Here is a 16802-nt window from a genome sequence, read left to right on the forward strand (position 1 = left end):
AAAAGAGTTAGCCGAATTCGTCGTGTTGGGGCAGTTGATCAGTGATCGAATACCACGGCGCCTTGGAACCCACGAAAATGTGGGCAGTGGGAGAGATGCAAGGCGAGTCCGTGAGGGTTCCAAGCGTGACGTGAACGTATTCACCGTTACGAACTACTGAGAACATCAGGCTTCCACATTTTTTGCAGCGCACATCGTGCGACGCCTGCTCATCACCGAAGATCAACAGGCTGTCTTCGCCCTCCGTGATGCGCAGCTTGTCGCGCTCGATCCCCGCGAAGGGTTTGAACGCCGAGCCGGTTGCGCGCCGACAGTTCGAACAGTGGCAGTTCAACGCATAGACGAATTCGTCTCTTACCGAGTAATGGACGGCGCCGCAAAGGCATCGGCCGGCAAGCAATGGTTTCATGGCTGCCTTTAGACAGAGGGTACATCGCCAATTGGAAAGTCGCGCAGCCATGATTATTCGCGAGTCGAAGCGCGATGTCGAACCGGCAAACCGCTAGCGCCGGAAAATGACCTGCGCCGTGCCGGCCTCGATCGGAGAAGAAGTGTGCTGGTGGACGATCTTCCATCCGTCGGCCTGCTGCCTCAGCGTCATGGTCAGGCGATTGTCCATCGCACGCAGTTCCACGCCGCCGGCGTCGACGGCTTTGTATGTCGCGAAGGCGTGAACGACGGCAAGGTCCGCGGCAACCATCGTGTGCGCGTCGCTGAAATCCACGATCACCCGTTCCGCACCCAGCGAACCGAACCAGCCGTCCGCCATCGCGCGCCACGATGCGATACCGTTGTACGACCATGTACCCCACATGTCGAACACCACCGCATCGCGGTCGTAGAGCGCGACGAACGAGTCCACGTCTTTGGCCCATACCGCGGCTTTGTAGCCTTCCAGGACTTGCAGGATCGGATTGTCGAGTTTGTTCACAGTGTGTGCTCCTGAGTGGGACTACGAGGGGTTCCTGACCGATTGTCTTGCCAGGTAACGACGATCGACGCACCACCGGATCGACATCCAGGCGGAAAAAAATCTTCAACGCGATATGCCGTTGCATTGACCAGATCACGCGCACGTCACTGGGCGGTCTGCTGACGTTGATACTCGTTGTGCTTCATCTGCAGATAGTCGGCGCGGCTGACCTCGTGCAATTGCCGCGGATACTGCTCGGTCGCATCGAACCAGTCGGTCAGACGTTTGTCGAGACGGGCGTTGGGCGGGCTGGCAAGCGCGCCAAGATAGGCATCGATGGCGAGGAAATAGCGCATCGTATTGCGTTCGACCAGGCCGCGCACGCCGCCGATGTATTGCGGCTCGCTCGCCGACGAATCGGGCGTCAGGGAAAAGCCGATTTTGTCGCTGCCGATCGTCGCCAGATAGGTTTTCATCGCAATCCGTCCCGCGGTGCCGTATCCGTATGCGTAGGTCAGGTGAATAAAGGTGCGGTTATCGCCGACCGGGATCGCTTCCAGCACGATACGGTAGTCTTTCGTGCTCAGTGGACCCGTGGCCGCGGAGAGCTCGACGCGAAAATAATCAGGGGTGCTCGCTACCGGGCGAAAGTTGAATTGCACGCGGTACGACGACGAAAGAGCTTCCTCGGTCTTCTTGCCGATGTTCACGGTGAGGACCGTACCGCTGTCGCTAGTGGACGCGTGGCAGTATTTGGTGTTCTGATGCAGGATCAGCACGTCGCACCAGTTGGCCGGGCCTTGAGTCGGGTCGCTGAGCGCGCCGCTCACTATCGCGAAAGGATGGTTGAGCACGCCGTAGATATCGCCCTTGAGCGCCGACGGCAACTCCTGCGATTCGAGGTACAGCAGTCGATGAAACTGGTTGTGCGCGAGTTGCTGCGTCAGACCTTGATATTTCTCGCGCAGGCGAGCCGCGCTGTCGTCCGCTTGCGCGACGACGCTGTGGCACAAGAAGCAGAACACCGTGGCGATCAGGACGATCCACCGCGATCGCATCCGCCGATTCTCTGCCAGCGATGTAGCAAGCCTGCTCATGGTCCTTCTCCTACTTCGAATCAGGTTGTCGCGCAACGGGCGTAGATACGATCCTGCGAACACTCATCGCTGGCCCGGCTCCCACTCCGGACTATAACCTCCGAGCGCCGGGTGATACATCTCATCGCCCGAGTGCTGAGTGAATTCGACGTTGAGCCGGTCTTCGCGCAAGCCCAGAATCTCGATGCAGAGCGAGCAAAGTGCTTTGGCCAACTCCATGCGTAACTCCGGCGGCCGCCCTCTTCTGATATCGAGCATCATCAACGCGACAGGCACTGGCTCCCCGCTCTCCTCCTCAATGCGCCACACGCTGCCCGGACCGAGTTCTCGTATGGCTACGCTGATTCGCCTGACATCGACCGACATCATTCGGGCATACGTCTCACTCATTTTCGCTGCGAGCAGTCTTTTACTCTCGACAGAGTAGTGATCGTTTACATCAAGTTGCAGATAAGGCATCGCGTCGATCTCCGAGGAAAGTTATTCGCACGCGCCAACTATATGCCGCACCATCAAATCGATCAAAACCATCGCAATCGATATGACGTTTCTGACGTGCCGCGTGGCTGAGGGGGACTCTGTTTTGGCTATTCACCTTTGCATGATGGTCTTCACTATTTACACGAGTTCGCTCTCATGAACTCGCGCCCGCATTCAACAACAATCAATCGTTTATTTCATTTGCTGTCCTACTGTTTGCGCACCTTCTCGCCCGCAGCGTGCCTGCTGTCAAATCGATCGTCAGGAGAATCCTCATGCGTAAGATGCTTACCCTCGCTGTCGCAGCGTTTTGCATTGCGTCCTTTTCACACGAAAGTCGCGCGTCTGGCGACGATGACGTCCCACAAGCCCGATGCACGCTGCCTCAAGGTACGGTCGCATTGGTGGAAAAGCAGTTGCATACGGTCGTGAACCTGCCCGATGGCAACGGCGGGATCTTCAAACCCAACCGGATGTGGGCGGCCATCGTCGATCGCCAGGGACATCTCTGTTCGGTGATCGTGACCGGAGATGCCTGGCCTGGCAGTCGGGCCATCGCCATCGCGAAGGCTTATACCGCGAACGGCTTTAGCAACGATGCACTCGCGCTATCCACGGCAAACCTCTACGCGGCCACGCAACCGGGCGGCTCGCTTTATGGACTGAATAATTCGAATCCTTTTGACGCGCGCTTCCTCGAACAGGGCAGCGGCATCGGACACACGCTTGGCGGCGTCATTACCTTCGGCGGCGGCGTCGCACTTTATGCGGGAGGGAAAGTCATCGGAGGATTAGGCGTGAGCGGCGATAGCGCCTGCGCCGATCATGCGATCGCGTATCGCATGCGCAAGCTCGCGGGGCTCGGCAGTGTGCCCGCCGGCCAAGGCCCGAACAACACGGATAACATCGTCTACTCGACGAGCGGATCTCCGATGGGCTTCGAGCATCCGCATTGCTTCCCGAGCGACCTGAGCGCCGCCAAAATCGAGCAGATACCTTCGCATTGACGGCAATCATCACCCATGGAATCGGGCTTCCGGACAACGGACCGGAAGCCCGCACGCCGATGGGGTGAGAATCGTCAGCGCATCTGTCCGTCGATTTGCTTGCGCAGACGGTTTTCCTCTTCCTGAAGCTCGGGCGTAAAGGCTTCGCCAAAGTCCGCCGGCTCAAATAACGGGCGAATCTCGATCTCCGAATCACTCATCATCGGATTCGGGCAGCGCTTGACCCATTCGATCGCTTCGTCCATCGATTCAACCTGCCACAACCAGTACCCGGCAATCAATTCCTTGGTTTCCGCAAACGGGCCGTCGATGACGGTGCGGTCCTTCCCTGAGAACCGCACGCGAGCGCCGGCCGAGCTCGGCTTCAGCCCGTCGCCGCCTTGCATGATGCCGGCCTTGACCAGTTGCTCGTTGTACTGCCCCATCGCCGTGAGGAGTTCCGTACTCGGCATTTGCCCCGCTTCCGATTCGGGGGTTGCCTTGATGATGACCATGACGCGCATTTGGGTTTTCCCTTTGAAGACGAAAATATCTGAAGGCAACGGCGCCCCCAGTGACTACGACGAATCATCGCGAGAGAAATCGACATGCGCAAGACACGCCTGCTCCGATTTACAGAACGCTTCTCGATCAGGGTAAAGGCGTATGGCTGCCTTGAGCATTGACATCGATACCCTGAACCCGCATCACGGGCTCCGCATCGCCAGGCACGAGCTGGGGTTGCGATGAAAACCGCACCTGCAAAACCGCGGCGAACGCGCGCTCGAAGGCGTTGGCATCGTCGGCCGGCATGATCGCCTCGAGCGCCTTTGCGAAGCCGGATGCGCCTTCGATGTCCGCACGGCTGAAAGCACTGCTGCCGCGCGAAAAGACGCGTTGCACGTCTTCTTTCAACTGCTGAAGGGCCGCGACGACTTTTTCATAGGCGTGAGCAGGCGCTTCCGTGTGGTCCGGAGGTTCGGCTGTGCACAGCGCCGGCATGAAGGCGAGCACGTTCCTGTCGATATCGACGCGCGCAGCAAGGGTCTTGATGTGTGACGCCTGCACTGATGGACCGGCGTCGCGATGGCGACACCACGCTTGCGCGCGCGCCGCACCCAGCATCGCCGCTGCGAAACACCGGAAATCATCGAAGCGCAGATGCCTCGCGGCACAGTCGAGAACGGCGTCGGGCGTCAATTCCAGCTCGTGCGCCACCGCCAGGCTGGTCTTCATCACGATCAGGACAAGCTCACCCCACTCGTCCTGACGCCCCCCTCTCGTCGAGTTCGCGTACATCGTAGGTCCCTCTATGCACGCCCCGGACACGTCGCCAAACCCTCGCCACCGGCGACATGACCGCGCGTCACAGCTCAGGCTAGCCATCGCGGCGACACCAAGCGCAGTTCGGCTCACGGCACCGCGAGCACTTTGCGCACCGGCTTTTCGCCGGTATCGGCGGGCCATTGTGAGCGGATCTTCGTCACGACCAGGTCCGGCAGCGCTACGTAGTCCAGTGCGTTGACCGTCGGTCCGCCGTGGCTTAACGCCCATTCGAAAAACTTCAACGTGGCTTTGTCGTGGCCCGGCTGGTTCGGCGTCGCGGGTAGCAACACATAGGTCGCGCCCATGACCGGCCAGGCGTCCTTGCCCGGCTGGTTGGTCAGCACCTGCGACAGGGAACCCGACCAGTCGGCGCTCGCCGCCGCTGCGTTGAAGGTGGCGGCGCCGGGCTGCACGACATTGCCCGCCGCATTGGTCATGGCCACGTACTTCAAGCGGTTCTGTTTCGTGAAATCCCACGCGACATAGCCTATCGCGCCGGGCAGATAGCCGACGTACGTGGCAATGCCCTCGTTGCCTTTGCCGCCGATGCCGAGCGGCCATCGCACGCTAGTGCCTTCGCCGACCCTGCGCTTCCATTCGGGACTGACCTGCGCGAGGTAGTGAGTCCAGATCAGCGTCGTGCCCGAGCCATCCTGGCGACGCACCACGGCGATCGGGTAATTCGGCATCTTGATCTTCGGGTTCAACCGCACGATTGCCGGGTCGTCCCAGAACTGAACCTTGCCGAGAAAGATATCGGCGATGACCGGCCCGGTCAGCATCACTTCGCCGGCTTTGAGCCCCGGAAGGTTCACGACGGGCACCACGCCGCCGATCACGACTGGAAACTGCCGCAGGCCGTTGCGGGTCAGTTGATCGTCGCTCAGTGGCGCGTCCGAGCCAGCAAAGTCGACTTCCCGGGCGATCACCTGCTTGAGCCCATCGGACGAACCCGTGCCCTGATAGATCACCCTGCTTCCACCCGACTTCTGGTAGTCGGCGGCCCAGCGGGTGTAGAGAGGAGCGGCGAACGTGCTGCCGGCTCCTTTAATGTCGGCCGCGTAGGCAGCGGCCGCGCATGAACAGCAAATCAGGCCAGCGCTGATGGCGCCCAGTGTTCTCACCAATGTCTCCCGTCGGTTCTTGTTCCGGGACATCGCTGATCCAGACCTGCAGTGCGTGAGCTCGTTGGAGGGCGACCGTGCCGGCGATTCAATGTGCAGCTTTCATCCGGGGTGTGGCTCTCCTGCATTACGCGCCATATCGCACATTAAAGAACGGTGCCTGGCCGAATTCCAGTTGAATCATGCTATCGAACGCGCCACGGCCGGCGCCCGCCGCCGCTTTTGCAGGTACCCGGTGTCGGGAGTTGCCAACCCCATCCCTTCACGTCTTGTCCCACGGCGGCACGCCCGAGAACGCGTTGACCAGAAAATCGATTGCCGCACGAACTTTTGCGCTCACGTGGCGACGGCTCGGATACAGCGCGAGCAGATCGATATCCGGCAAGCGGTATTCAGGCAATACCCGCAGCAGCCGGCCCGCGCGGAGGTCCTCGCCGATCAGAAACGTCGGCTGCCAGATCACGCCGTGCCCCGCGAGCGCCGCCGCGCGCGCGGTGTCGCCGTTATTGGTGTGCATCTGGCAGTTCACCTCGACAGCATGCGTTTTACCGTCTTTGTCGATCAGTTGCCAGACGTCCGCCGTGGCCGCATACGTATAGCCGATACATCGATGTCCGAGCAGATCCAGCGGCGTTTCCGGATATCCCGAACGTTTCAGGTAATCGGGCGATGCACACAGGATGTTTGTCGACGTCGCCAGTTTGCGGGCCGCGTGATCGACCGTGCCGGCGCGCGAGATGCGAATGGCGAGATCGAAGCCCTCTTCGACGATATCGACGACGCGGTCTATCAGCGTGATGTCGAGTTCGACGTCGGGATATTGCTGCATGAACCGTGGCCACAGCGGCGCGAGATGCTGGATGCCGAAGCTGACCGGTGCATTGATACGCAGCCGTCCACGCGGTTCGATCGACGTTGTCGACACGAGTCCTTCCGTTTCGGCAACGTCTTCGAGAATGGCCTTGCAGCGCGAATAAAGCGTTTCACCGGCCTCGGTCAGAGACAATCTGCGTGAGGTGCGATTCAGCAGTCGCGCGCCGAGGTGCGCCTCCAGGTCATTCACATAGCGGGTCACGTTCGCGGGGGAGGTTTCGAGCGCATCGGCCGCGCGCGCAAAGCTGCCCCGGGTGACGACCGTTACGAAAACCTCAAACGCACGCAGCCGGTCCATATGGCGCTCCGATCATTCATAAAACCTGAATGATACCGCCATGTTTTTGGTCTTTCTGTCTCAAGAACGGAATCTTATAGTGCTTCTCAACGAGCCGACGCAGTGGGCATCGGCCGCTGATCAAACCGGAGATTCAACATGCAACGCTTGACAGGAAAAGTCGCTATCGTCACCGGCGCCAGCGCGGGCATTGGTCGCGCTGCCGCAAAGTTGTTCGCCGCGGAAGGCGCGAAGGTTGTGGTGGCCGCACGCCGCGAAGCCGAACTCGACACGCTGGTCAGCGAGATCGCTCGCGACGGCGGTACGGCTGTCCCGCTGGCAGGGGACGTGCAATCCGAAGAATTCGCGAAAGCGCTGGTCGCACTCGCCGTCAGCCGTTTCGGCCGTCTCGACATCGCGTACAACAATGCGGGGACGCTCGGTGAGATGGGACCGTCGACCGGCGTGTCGGAAGCAGGCTGGTCAGCGACGCTGGCCACCAACCTGACCAGCGCGTTCATCGGCGCCAAGCATCAGATTCCTGAAATGATCAAGCAAGGCGGCGGATCGATCATCTTCACGTCGACCTTCGTCGGCTACTCGTTCGCCTTCCCGGGAACGGCCGCCTATGCGGCGAGCAAAGCCGGGCTGATCGGACTGACGCAAGCGCTCGCGGCCGAATACGGTGCGCAAGGCGTGCGCGTCAACGCGATTCTGCCGGGCGCGGTGGACACGGAGATGTATCGCGGCATGAACGATACCGCTGAATCGCAGACGTTCGTGACCGGGCTACATGCGCTCAAGCGGGTCGCGAGGCCAGAAGAGATTGCCCGCTCGGCGCTGTACCTCGCTTCCGACGATTCGTCCTTCGTGACGGGTACGGCTTCGTTGGTCGACGGTGGGGCTTCGATTACGCGTACCTGAGCTGCGTTCGGGCGCGAACGTCGATCAGCGTCGGCTGATCGACGAGCCCGTTACCATAAAAAATAAACGAACACTGTACGGTTCCTCACCTAATCTTTGATCAGCTGACCGCGAAAAGCGAAGCGCGAGTCAGCTGGAGTAATTAACAAGGAGGTGGGCCATCATGAAGACGTTAGTCCACACAGTTTGCGCGGTCGCTGTCATGGCTTTGCCAATTGCATCGGCGGCACAGACCGAAAGCACGCTGACGCACGCACAAGTCCAGGCAGAGATCGCGCAACTCGAACAAGCCGGCTTCAATCCGGCCAATGCGAATACCGTCGACTTTCCTACCTATATGCCGACCACCACCGCCCCTGCCGCAGGTCAGAGCAGCGGCTATGGCCCTGCGACCAGCGGTACGCAGCAGATGGGCCATCCGGCCGGCGCGACTGGGATGAAGCCGGTGTTCTTTGGCGGATCTTGAGCTTGCTCGTCTGACCGGCTCGACGATGCAGAAAATGCCGTCCCTGCCTGGGACGGCATGGAGCGTCGTGCTTTACGCGCTTGCTTTTGGAACATTTGCCGAATTTCGCACGCACCCGCACCGGGCGCCATATTGCATGGCGCCCGCTGAATTGCTAATCTCTTTCGCTGAGCGCGACCAGCTAACACATATCAACGTTTATTAACGTCGACGGTCAGGATTTCGTATCCGGGATCGGCGTTCTCGGTCGCGACTTTATTCGCTTCCTCGTACGAGCGAAACGACGTGGCCTCCTTGATCTCGGGCGCCATGCCGATGTCGCCATCCTCCGCGGTGCAGAGGAACTTCTCGCCGGTCTTTACGACGTAGACGGTCGTCATATCTCCCTCCGTAGCTTGCAGGGCAATTTCCAGTCTAGCAGGCCGGAAGAGTTGCGCAGGCTCCGCCGGGTCACCGAGCGCCGCCAACCAGCCGCTCCGCCGAATCCGCCAGCACGTCCCGCAGCTTTTCCAGCGACAACGGCTTGCTCAGATGATGATCGAAGCCCGCGGCAAGCGTCTGGCTGCGGTCCGTGTCCGACGAATAGCCGGTCAGCGCGACGAGTATCGTGCCGTTCAGCTCGGGGTTCGCGCGAATTCTGCGTGCCACCTCGAAGCCGTCCATCACGGGCATCGCCACGTCGACGATGGCAAGCTCCGGCCTCGTTCGCGTGATCAGGTCGATGGCCGCGCGACCGTTGTCGACCGCGGACACGCGATAACCCTCCAGGTCGAGCAGTACGCACAGAACGTGCAACGCGTCGACGTTGTCGTCCACCAGAACGATGCGCAGCGCCCGGAAGCTCCTGTCCTTGTCGGTGGCGTCGCCAGGCGTCGCTAGCGGCTGCGTTCGCAGGATCGGCAAACGAAGTGTGACGCGGGTGCCGCAGCCCGGTCCATCGCTATGGATGTCGATTTCGCCATCGTGCAGTTCCACCAGCCGTTTGGCGACAGCCAGACCGATACCGAGCCCGCCTTCCGAGCGCGCGCTGCCGCTCGAGCACTGCGCGAACAGGTCAAACACATGCGGGGCGATCGACGAATCGATGCCGATGCCGTTGTCGCTGACCTCGATCACCAGCATCCGCGCGTCGGACGGATTTCCCGAGCGAACCGTCAGCTCGATCAGTCCGCCCGCCGGCGTGTACTTCGCCGCGTTCGACAACAGATTGCCGAGCACCTGACTGAGCCGCACATGGTCGGCGCGCACCGGAATCGCGCGGTCCAGACCGGTCAGTTTCAGCGTATGGCCGCGCGAGCGCACGTCGTGGTCGATCGCGGCTACCGCGTCGGAAACGATCTCGGCCAGCAACGTATCGCTGCGCCGGATCGTCAGCTTTCCGTGCTTCAGACGCGCGGCGTCGAGCAGGTCATCGACGAGGGTGCGCAGATGCTTCATCTGCCGTTGCGCGATGGTCAGCACCGCGTCGGCCCTGTCGTTATCGACCACCAGACGCTTCGCCGCGGCGATCGCGCCATCGATCGGCGCCATCGGGTTGCGCAACTCGTGCGCGAGCATCGCGATGAACTCGTTGTGGCGGCGGTCGTTGTCCGCGCCGTCGTCGCGAACGTTGACCATCGTCACGGCCGCGCCCGCGACCATCGCGAGATCCGACAGCACCCGCGCGTCTTCGCTGTCGAAGCGGCACCCTTTGTTGTGCGACATCACCCATATCGCGCCGAGGTGGCCGTTATCGCACGGAATGGGTACGACGATCCCCTCGGGCACCTCGACACCCGGAAAGTTCAGACTGGGAAACTGCTGTTGCGGATCGACGAACAGGCGCGCCGCGCCCCCTTCGAGCGTGACGCCGCATGGACATTCGTCCCACGCGGTCGTGCGCCCCTGCAAGCCGGCGCACAGGCCCGCCACCGCGAGCCAGCGAAAGCGCCGGCCGTCGGGTGGCCCCTCGACCAGACTGATGCCCGCGCTGCCCGCGCAGCATAACGCCATGGCCTCGCTGGCAATCGCGTTCAGCAGGTGTTCACGCGAGCCGGTTTGCGCGCGCGCGAGCCGCAGCAGCGACTGGTTCTCCCGGGCGTAATCAGCCTCTTTGGCTGGACGGCTCGCTAATTCGTCAGCACTGGGAGCCATGATGTTCCACCGACGTTGACGGGCACCCGCGCACAAGGCGGGCGTAAGGGCCGATACCGCGCCGATACCGCTGCCGACGAGTTTAGGTCAGTTGGGTCGCGCGGTCTCGGCTTCTGTCATTTGCACAGCGCTTTTTACTTCTAGTTGTCCGCAACGTCCTGCTCCGCTCACCGTCGACATGGCGTCCCATGAACAGCGGACGACGCAGTATAGGAACTCAGTGCCACGCTGCGGGTGTCCGTAATTCATGGGCACCGGACAGCCGAGCCAGCCTTGACGCGAGCACGCTTGCAGGCAACTGGACGGCATTATACGGATCGCGAAGTCGCGAAAAGCGTTGTGGCTTGCCGCATATGACGATCACTGCGATCGATAGCTGAATCCGTCGGTTAGCGCGATGACATCGGGTTGTTACGATCGCTCGATTTCCCCGTTTTCACCGCTCGACAGGACGCCCCCATCATGACGCAAATAACACGGCGCGCATTCACCCGCTTCGCAGTGGCATCACTGCTGGCCGCCAGTGCTCCGCGCGGCTTCTCGCAGACCGCGCCTGTCGCGCTGCGCATCGGCTATCAGAAGTCTTCTACGCTCATCACGTTGCTGAAGGCACGCGGATCGCTGGAAAAAGCGCTCGCGCCGCTCAACGTGCGCATCTCCTGGAATGAGTTCGCGAGCGGACTGCCGCTGACCGAAGCGCTCAACGTCGATGCCGTCGACTTCAGCGCCGATGTCGCCGACACCGTGCCGATCTTCGCCCAGGCCGCGCATGCGCGCTTCGTCTATGTCGCGCAGGAAGCGCCATCGCCGGGCGCGCAAGCGATCATCGTGAAGAAGGACGGCATACTGCGCACGCTGGCCGATCTGAAGGACCGCCGCATTGCGGTGACGAAGGCGGCGGGCAGCCACTATCTGCTGCTTGCGGCGCTCGCGCGCGCGGGGCTCAAGCCCGCCGACGTCGGCGTGAACTACCTGAGTCCGGCCGATGGCCGCGCCGCGTTCGAGCGCGGCAGCGTCGATGTCTGGATCACCTGGGATCCCTATGTAGCGTCGGTCGAGCGCGACGGCGACGTGCGCATACTGAGCGACGGCACGGGCCTTGCGTCCTATCAGCGCTACTACCTCGCGTCGCGCACCTACGCCGACGCGCATCCGCAAATCATCGAGACCGTGTTCGAGCAGTTGAAGACGGCCGGCGACTGGTTGCGCGCTAATCCGCTCGACGCGGCCAACACGCTCGCGCCGGTGTGGGGACTCGACGCGCCGACGATCGAACGCGCCAACGCCCGGCGCAGCTATCTGGTGCGAGCGCTCGCGCCGCCGAACTTCAGCGAGCAGCAGACGATCGCCGACGCGTTCTATCGCGCGGGACTGCTGCCCGCGCCGGTCGAGACGAAGCAGGCGCTGTACTGGGACTTCGCGGCGAAACAGGCGAAGCCGGTCGGCGCGTGAACGATCACTGCGCGATGGAGCGCCGCACATTGCGGGCAATCCACGCCGCGGCACCGGAGCGGCCCGCGATCGACAGCGTACGGCGCGGCCCCAGCACGATGCCGCCGACGACCAAGGCGAGCAGCAACGCGACATGCGGCGCCTCGGCGAGCGACGCGAGCACCGTCCTGACCGGGAAGCGCGACGCCGCGCGCGCCGCGGGCAACGCGGCAGTCCGGTTCGCCACTACCAGGGCGGTTCGCGATGCCTCCATGCGTTCCAGAATGGTGAGCCGGGCAAGCTCGTTTGCGTGACTTGGCTGACTCATTTGAGCGACTCCCTGAGAGCGTCGAGATCGGAGTGAATCTCGGCCTTGAGCACGTGAAGCGATTGCGCCGGTTTTTGCGCCCGCAAGACCAGTAAGGACACGATGCACACGAGCAGCCAAGCGGCAGCCACGCCCCACACCACCGCAAGAAAGTAAGGCGTCTGCCACGCGGTGGCGATGATCGCGATGCAAATGAAGGACAGCGTGAACAGCCCCGCGACCGCCAACGCCACGAGTGCGCTCAACTCGCGTACCAGGCGCTTTCGCGTCTCCTCGATTTCCAGCGCGAACAGTTCGCTATAGTCGGTGACGCGTTCGACGCAGAATCGCCCGACGTTGCGCCACCTCGTGACCTTCGCATGGATTGACATTCCGTCCTCCTCACGATTCATTTGCGCCGGCTGCGATAAGCAAACACTTCGCTCCTCGGCCGACAGAGCGAAGCAGCACCAGCGTTGAACGCAGCGCAAGAGCCGGGCCCGCGCTGAACGCGATCGCACGCCGCGTGCCCGTAGCCGGATGGATGCCTTCACGCGTTCGCGTTGGCGGCACAGAGCTTGCTCGAACAGGGGAGATCAATTCGCTCGCCGAGGACAGCATGACCCCGCTCCCCCCAACCGATCACACTGACCACACCGCCGGCTCCGGCATCGGCGAGACCGGCTCCGATATGGCTACCGCGGACGGACGCGCGATGCCGGCCGCGCGCGACGAGCGCGGCTCCCACCACGCGATGCATGACGCGCACCGCGGCGCGCTGATCACGGTGACCACGCATCGGAACTCGCGAGGCGCCTGGATCGCCGACGTGTCGATTTCCCGCGACGGTCGACCGATGGAGATACCGGCCAATCTGGCCAACGCGGAGCCCGTGACGCCTGAATGGCTCACCGAGGAGGAAGCGTTGCGCGCCGGCATCGAACAGGGTCGCTATCTGATCGACCGGACTCTGGGCGAGCACGCCGCCACCCTGTCGGCGTCGCAGCCGCGCCGCGACGACGAGCGATAAGCACGGCCCGATTCGGAGGAAACTCACATGCTACTGAGCGATGAAGAACTGGCGCGGCTGGAAGGTGTCGAGCCGTTCCTGCGGGAAGAAGCCAGAAGCGCTCTTCCCGCCGACGCCGATTACGAAGTTCTCGCCGAACTGCACGAGCATTTGCAGCCCGGATTACGCATTCGTGTGCCGGCCGGTCCGGACATCGCGATGGAACCGCGAGTGCCGCCCTACCCGCTCGATCTGTTCGTCGGCTTGCCGCTCGACGAGCTGCGCGACGTCGCCAACGATGAAGGCGCGGCACGCGAAGCGGCGCTCGCCCGCTTCGCCACGACATTCGCCCCAAGGCTGCAGCGAGCGATCGCCGCGCTGACACCGCACCGGATCGATCTCGCGGCAGGGGTGCAAAGCGAGCGCGGAACGCTCACGGTGATGCTGGAGCCGGTGCGCTGACGCGTGAGCCGCACGCGCGCATGTCGCAACCGCGTTAATCGTCGCTATCGAGCCCGCCTGGCGGCGGCCCGATCGTGATGCCCGCGCCCGAACCTTTGGGAGTCCCCGGCGGATAGGCATCGGTTGCGGTCTCAGGCGGAACGTCCGCGACGCAGCGGCTCGCATCGCCGCCGCGCAGACATTGCTCGAAACGGTCCGCCTCCTGCGGCGAGCGAAATTGGTAGATCTTGCTGGCAACCTGCACCTGCGTGTCCGACAGTCGCTTCGACAGTGATTCCATCACCACTCCTTTTTGCTCGTAGATCTATCGCCACGAGCAATGCGCGCGCCACCTCTTCATCAGAGGCCTAGCGCGCCGCGCTCAACCGTCTTGCGTCCGCGATGCCGACCGCGGCCCGCAAGTCGTCAGGATGAACCATTAATTCCCGAACTTCGCGCAGCGTCGCGTACTGGTCGAGCACCGTCCGCCATCTCGGCGATTCGAGCAACTGATGCCACACCGGTTCGAGATCCGCGCAGTCGGCGTCGCGTCCGTCCGCCAGCGCACCTGCGAAATCGAGGCTGGCCTGGGCCGACAGCAGCTGCATCCGGCTCGCGGGACTCAGCACGCGCGGCGCCGCTTCGACGGGAGCGTCACAGCAATAGAGCACGGTGCTGCGAAGACCGGTTGCGTCGCTCGTCAGCGCGGCAAGCGACGCGCCGCTCAAATGCACCGTCCCCTGCTGCGTGCGAAACGAGTAGACGGTGTGCGGCTCCGCGTGCGCCAGCAGCGTCAGTCCGCGCACGAGCCGCGGCAGATCGGTGGTGGCCGCGTCGACCGATGCCTTCGCTTCGACGAGCAGGCATACGTCCCACGCCGCTGCGTCGGCCGGGGGCTGTGCCTGGCGCAGCAGCACCACATCCCATTCGGTTTTGGCGCGCTCATGGCTTGCGGGTATCGCGGCCGGCACGCGCATCGAGTTCACGACGCGGTAGGTGGCGACCGCTCCCTGAGCGTCATTGAGGCGCTGCGCGAGCGCGTCGAGTGCATCGGCGGCCAACGCTTCGACCGCGGCGCCGCGCTGCTTCGAACTCAAGCCTCGCTCGACCGCGGTCGAGCTTCCCGGGCGCGGCCCCTGACGATCCCACAGCGTCTGGTAGTGGCGCACGCGCTCGTCGGAGGTCAGCGCGTCAAGGCGCCGTAAGCGCTGCAGCGCGGCACTCTCCAGCAATTGCGCGAGGCCGCGTTGCAGCGCCGCGTCGTGCGCGATTTGCGGCGTATCGATGCAAGTTTGCACGGCTTCGGCCAGTTCGGGCCACGCTTCGGCGACCGCGAGCGCGTGCAGACGCGCCAGCGCGTCGCGTTGCGGACCGGGGAGCAGCCGCTGCTGTTTGGCCGGATGCGCGATCGCATTGACGGCCGCGTAGATTAGCCGGCGATCGACGCTCGCGTGCGCGGCCAGCGACGCGTACTCCCGCACCACCGCGCTGCGATGCCGTAGCAGCATCGCCTGAAACACCGGGTCGCCGGCTTCCTCGCGCAGCGCCTCGCGGATCATGCGCGCCAGCGCCTCGACGAAGAAGCGCCGGTTCGCCGCATCCGGCGCCTCGCCACGCGCGCTCGCCTCGCGAGCCTGCTCGATCGCGAGCGCGAGCACGGTGGCGGGACTCGCTTGCGGCGTCGGCGCGCAGACGGCCGCGAGCGCCGGCAGGCGATAGCGGCGCACGACAGCGTCGAGCATCTCGTCGAGCAACGAAGGCGATGGCGTCACGGACATAGCGATATGTCGATAAGTTGGCGAAATAACTTTACCTGAAGGTTCGGTGCGGCGCGCGGACCGGCACGGGCCGCTCGCGGCTGGCGCGCGTCGTGCTGCATCAGCGCTCGACGGAGCCACTTTATCGTCGCGGCAGCGCGAGGCGAGCGTTCGCGCGCTGCCGCAAGCCGAGGACAGCATGTCAGCACCGCAACCGAAAACCGCAGCGAGACCCGCTCGCTGGCGCCACACGATCAACGTCGCGAGCGACGCCGCCAGCCGCTTTCTGTCGGACCGATGCGCGATGCTCGGCGCCAGCATCGCGTTCTATTCGGCGTTCTCGCTAGCGCCCACGCTGCTGCTCGTGCTCGCGGTCATCGGCTGGATCTTCGGCCGCGATGCCGCGCAGGGGCGGCTTTTCGAGCAGGCGCGGCAGCTGGTCGGCAACGACGCGGCGCACGCGATGCAGGACATCGTCGCCCACGCGCACTACGCGGGCGGCAGCGGCGTCGCCGCGGCGTTCTCGATCGCGCTGCTGCTGGTCGGCGCGTCGGCCACGTTTTCATCGTTGAATACCGCGCTCGACATCGTGTTTGCCGCGCACCCGCGCAAAGGCATTGCCGGGCTGGCGCTGCTGGTGCGCGCGCGGCTCGTATCGATCGGTCTGCTTATCGGGCTCAGCTTTCTGCTGGTCGTGTCGCTCGTCGTCGATGCGGCGATTCAGACCCTCGGCGGTGCGCTGTTCGGCAATTCGGCGCTGGGCATCGTTGCCGACGTGCTGCAATCGTTACTCGGTTTCGTCATTCTGGCCGTCGGGCTCGGCGCGCTGATCAAGTGGCTGCCCGACGCGGCGGTGCCGTTGCGCCCCGCGCTCGTGGGCGGCAGCATCGCGAGCCTGCTGTTCACGGCGGGCCGGCATCTGTTCAGCTTCTATCTCGTGCATGCGGGCACGGCGGGCGTGTTCGGCGCGGCCGGCTCGCTCGCGGTGCTGATGATGTGGCTGTACTTCTGCGCGGCGGTGTTCCTGTTCGGCGCGGAAGTCACCGCGTCGCTGTGCCGGGATGCGGCCTCCGCCGCTCATCCCGGGCTTCGGCGAGCATGAAACCGTTCCGCGCACAAAACGGCATTCCCATAAACTCTATAAAAATTGGCTCGCGAAAAATCCAGATAAATATTACAAAAACGCCGCCAATAAACCGACAATTACATTTGCCCGACATTAGTAATGCATGACGAATTCAGCACGAATATTGCTGTG

The 16802-nt window shown here is 63.2% G+C and carries 21 protein-coding genes; 7 read left to right on the forward strand and 14 right to left on the reverse strand.

The genetic code is table 11. The features are described 5' to 3' along the window. Positions 1-7: 7 nt before the first annotated feature. From G5S42_RS22955 to G5S42_RS22970, 4 genes are all read right to left on the reverse strand, one after another. Positions 8-409 carry a GFA family protein gene (locus G5S42_RS22955; protein ID WP_176108867.1) on the reverse strand — a complete coding sequence of 134 codons (402 nt, stop codon included), beginning with the start codon at positions 407-409 and terminating at the stop codon, positions 8-10. A gap of 93 nt (positions 410-502) precedes the next feature. Continuing rightward, on the reverse strand, positions 503-931 hold the full coding sequence (locus G5S42_RS22960; RefSeq protein WP_176108868.1) for a YybH family protein: 429 nt from the start codon (positions 929-931) through the stop codon (positions 503-505). Between the two features lie 146 nt (positions 932-1077). Continuing rightward, positions 1078-2010 carry a hypothetical protein gene (locus G5S42_RS22965; protein ID WP_176108869.1) on the reverse strand — a complete coding sequence of 311 codons (933 nt, stop codon included), beginning with the start codon at positions 2008-2010 and terminating at the stop codon, positions 1078-1080. A 63-nt stretch (positions 2011-2073) separates the two neighbouring features. Further along, on the reverse strand, positions 2074-2469 hold the full coding sequence (locus G5S42_RS22970) for a tautomerase family protein (protein ID WP_176108870.1): 396 nt from the start codon (positions 2467-2469) through the stop codon (positions 2074-2076). Between the two features lie 425 nt (positions 2470-2894). Between G5S42_RS22970 and G5S42_RS22975 the strand changes: the two genes are divergently transcribed. Beyond that, the gene (locus tag G5S42_RS22975) at positions 2895-3497 is read left to right on the forward strand and encodes a GlcG/HbpS family heme-binding protein (protein ID WP_312883600.1); all 603 of its coding nucleotides are present in this window, start codon (positions 2895-2897) and stop codon (positions 3495-3497) included. A gap of 74 nt (positions 3498-3571) precedes the next feature. Here G5S42_RS22975 and G5S42_RS22980 read toward each other — a convergent pair whose 3' ends face one another. The 4 genes from G5S42_RS22980 to G5S42_RS22995 all read right to left on the reverse strand — a co-directional run bounded on the left by G5S42_RS22980 (position 3572) and on the right by G5S42_RS22995 (position 7097). After that, entirely contained in the window at positions 3572-4000 is a 429-nt protein-coding gene (locus tag G5S42_RS22980; protein WP_176108872.1) for a YciI family protein, read from the reverse strand. Between the two features lie 127 nt (positions 4001-4127). Beyond that, complete coding sequence (locus tag G5S42_RS22985; RefSeq protein ID WP_176108873.1) at positions 4128-4775, reverse strand: hypothetical protein; 648 nt, start codon at positions 4773-4775, stop codon at positions 4128-4130. A gap of 113 nt (positions 4776-4888) precedes the next feature. Next, positions 4889-5926 carry a phosphate ABC transporter substrate-binding protein PstS gene (gene pstS, locus G5S42_RS22990; protein ID WP_176108874.1) on the reverse strand — a complete coding sequence of 346 codons (1038 nt, stop codon included), beginning with the start codon at positions 5924-5926 and terminating at the stop codon, positions 4889-4891. Positions 5927-6188: 262 nt separating this feature from the next. Next, positions 6189-7097, reverse strand: a complete 909-nt coding sequence (locus G5S42_RS22995; RefSeq protein ID WP_176108875.1) for a LysR family transcriptional regulator — start codon at positions 7095-7097, stop codon at positions 6189-6191. Between the two features lie 138 nt (positions 7098-7235). Between G5S42_RS22995 and G5S42_RS23000 the strand changes: the two genes are divergently transcribed. Both G5S42_RS23000 and G5S42_RS23005 read left to right on the forward strand, forming a co-directional pair. Continuing rightward, positions 7236-8000 (forward strand): SDR family oxidoreductase, encoded by a 765-nt coding sequence (locus tag G5S42_RS23000; RefSeq protein WP_176108876.1) that lies wholly within the window; start codon positions 7236-7238, stop codon positions 7998-8000. A gap of 163 nt (positions 8001-8163) precedes the next feature. Next, positions 8164-8466, forward strand: coding sequence for a DUF4148 domain-containing protein (locus G5S42_RS23005; RefSeq protein ID WP_176108877.1), 303 nt, complete (start codon positions 8164-8166; stop codon positions 8464-8466). Between the two features lie 191 nt (positions 8467-8657). Here G5S42_RS23005 and G5S42_RS23010 read toward each other — a convergent pair whose 3' ends face one another. Both G5S42_RS23010 and G5S42_RS23015 read right to left on the reverse strand, forming a co-directional pair. Then, the gene (locus G5S42_RS23010) at positions 8658-8846 is read right to left on the reverse strand and encodes a hypothetical protein (RefSeq protein ID WP_176108878.1); all 189 of its coding nucleotides are present in this window, start codon (positions 8844-8846) and stop codon (positions 8658-8660) included. 70 nt (positions 8847-8916) lie between these two features. Next, positions 8917-10599 carry a hybrid sensor histidine kinase/response regulator gene (locus G5S42_RS23015; protein WP_176108879.1) on the reverse strand — a complete coding sequence of 561 codons (1683 nt, stop codon included), beginning with the start codon at positions 10597-10599 and terminating at the stop codon, positions 8917-8919. 462 nt (positions 10600-11061) lie between these two features. On the opposite strand from G5S42_RS23015, the gene G5S42_RS23020 reads away from it, so the two are divergent. After that, positions 11062-12051 (forward strand): aliphatic sulfonate ABC transporter substrate-binding protein, encoded by a 990-nt coding sequence (locus G5S42_RS23020; protein ID WP_176108880.1) that lies wholly within the window; start codon positions 11062-11064, stop codon positions 12049-12051. A gap of 4 nt (positions 12052-12055) precedes the next feature. Here G5S42_RS23020 and G5S42_RS23025 read toward each other — a convergent pair whose 3' ends face one another. After that, complete coding sequence (locus G5S42_RS23025; RefSeq protein WP_246392059.1) at positions 12056-12358, reverse strand: hypothetical protein; 303 nt, start codon at positions 12356-12358, stop codon at positions 12056-12058. Further along, complete coding sequence (locus tag G5S42_RS23030) at positions 12355-12729, reverse strand: phage holin family protein (protein WP_176108881.1); 375 nt, start codon at positions 12727-12729, stop codon at positions 12355-12357. The genes G5S42_RS23025 and G5S42_RS23030 overlap by 4 nt, the downstream gene beginning before the upstream one ends. 227 nt (positions 12730-12956) lie before the next feature. Between G5S42_RS23030 and G5S42_RS23035 the strand changes: the two genes are divergently transcribed. Continuing rightward, the gene (locus tag G5S42_RS23035; protein ID WP_176108882.1) at positions 12957-13367 is read left to right on the forward strand and encodes a DUF6566 family protein; all 411 of its coding nucleotides are present in this window, start codon (positions 12957-12959) and stop codon (positions 13365-13367) included. A gap of 27 nt (positions 13368-13394) precedes the next feature. Next, the gene (locus G5S42_RS23040; RefSeq protein WP_176108883.1) at positions 13395-13808 is read left to right on the forward strand and encodes a hypothetical protein; all 414 of its coding nucleotides are present in this window, start codon (positions 13395-13397) and stop codon (positions 13806-13808) included. 34 nt (positions 13809-13842) lie between these two features. Here G5S42_RS23040 and G5S42_RS23045 read toward each other — a convergent pair whose 3' ends face one another. Together G5S42_RS23045 and G5S42_RS23050 are read right to left on the reverse strand one after the other, a co-directional pair. After that, positions 13843-14088 (reverse strand): hypothetical protein, encoded by a 246-nt coding sequence (locus tag G5S42_RS23045; protein WP_176108884.1) that lies wholly within the window; start codon positions 14086-14088, stop codon positions 13843-13845. Between the two features lie 67 nt (positions 14089-14155). After that, positions 14156-15565 carry a 3-deoxy-D-arabino-heptulosonate 7-phosphate synthase gene (locus tag G5S42_RS23050; protein WP_176108885.1) on the reverse strand — a complete coding sequence of 470 codons (1410 nt, stop codon included), beginning with the start codon at positions 15563-15565 and terminating at the stop codon, positions 14156-14158. Positions 15566-15743: 178 nt separating this feature from the next. On the opposite strand from G5S42_RS23050, the gene G5S42_RS23055 reads away from it, so the two are divergent. Continuing rightward, positions 15744-16646 carry a YihY/virulence factor BrkB family protein gene (locus G5S42_RS23055; protein WP_176108886.1) on the forward strand — a complete coding sequence of 301 codons (903 nt, stop codon included), beginning with the start codon at positions 15744-15746 and terminating at the stop codon, positions 16644-16646. The last annotated feature ends 156 nt before the right edge of the window (positions 16647-16802 follow it).

The sequence above is a fragment of the Paraburkholderia youngii genome, assembly GCF_013366925.1.
Classification (GTDB): domain Bacteria; phylum Pseudomonadota; class Gammaproteobacteria; order Burkholderiales; family Burkholderiaceae; genus Paraburkholderia; species Paraburkholderia youngii.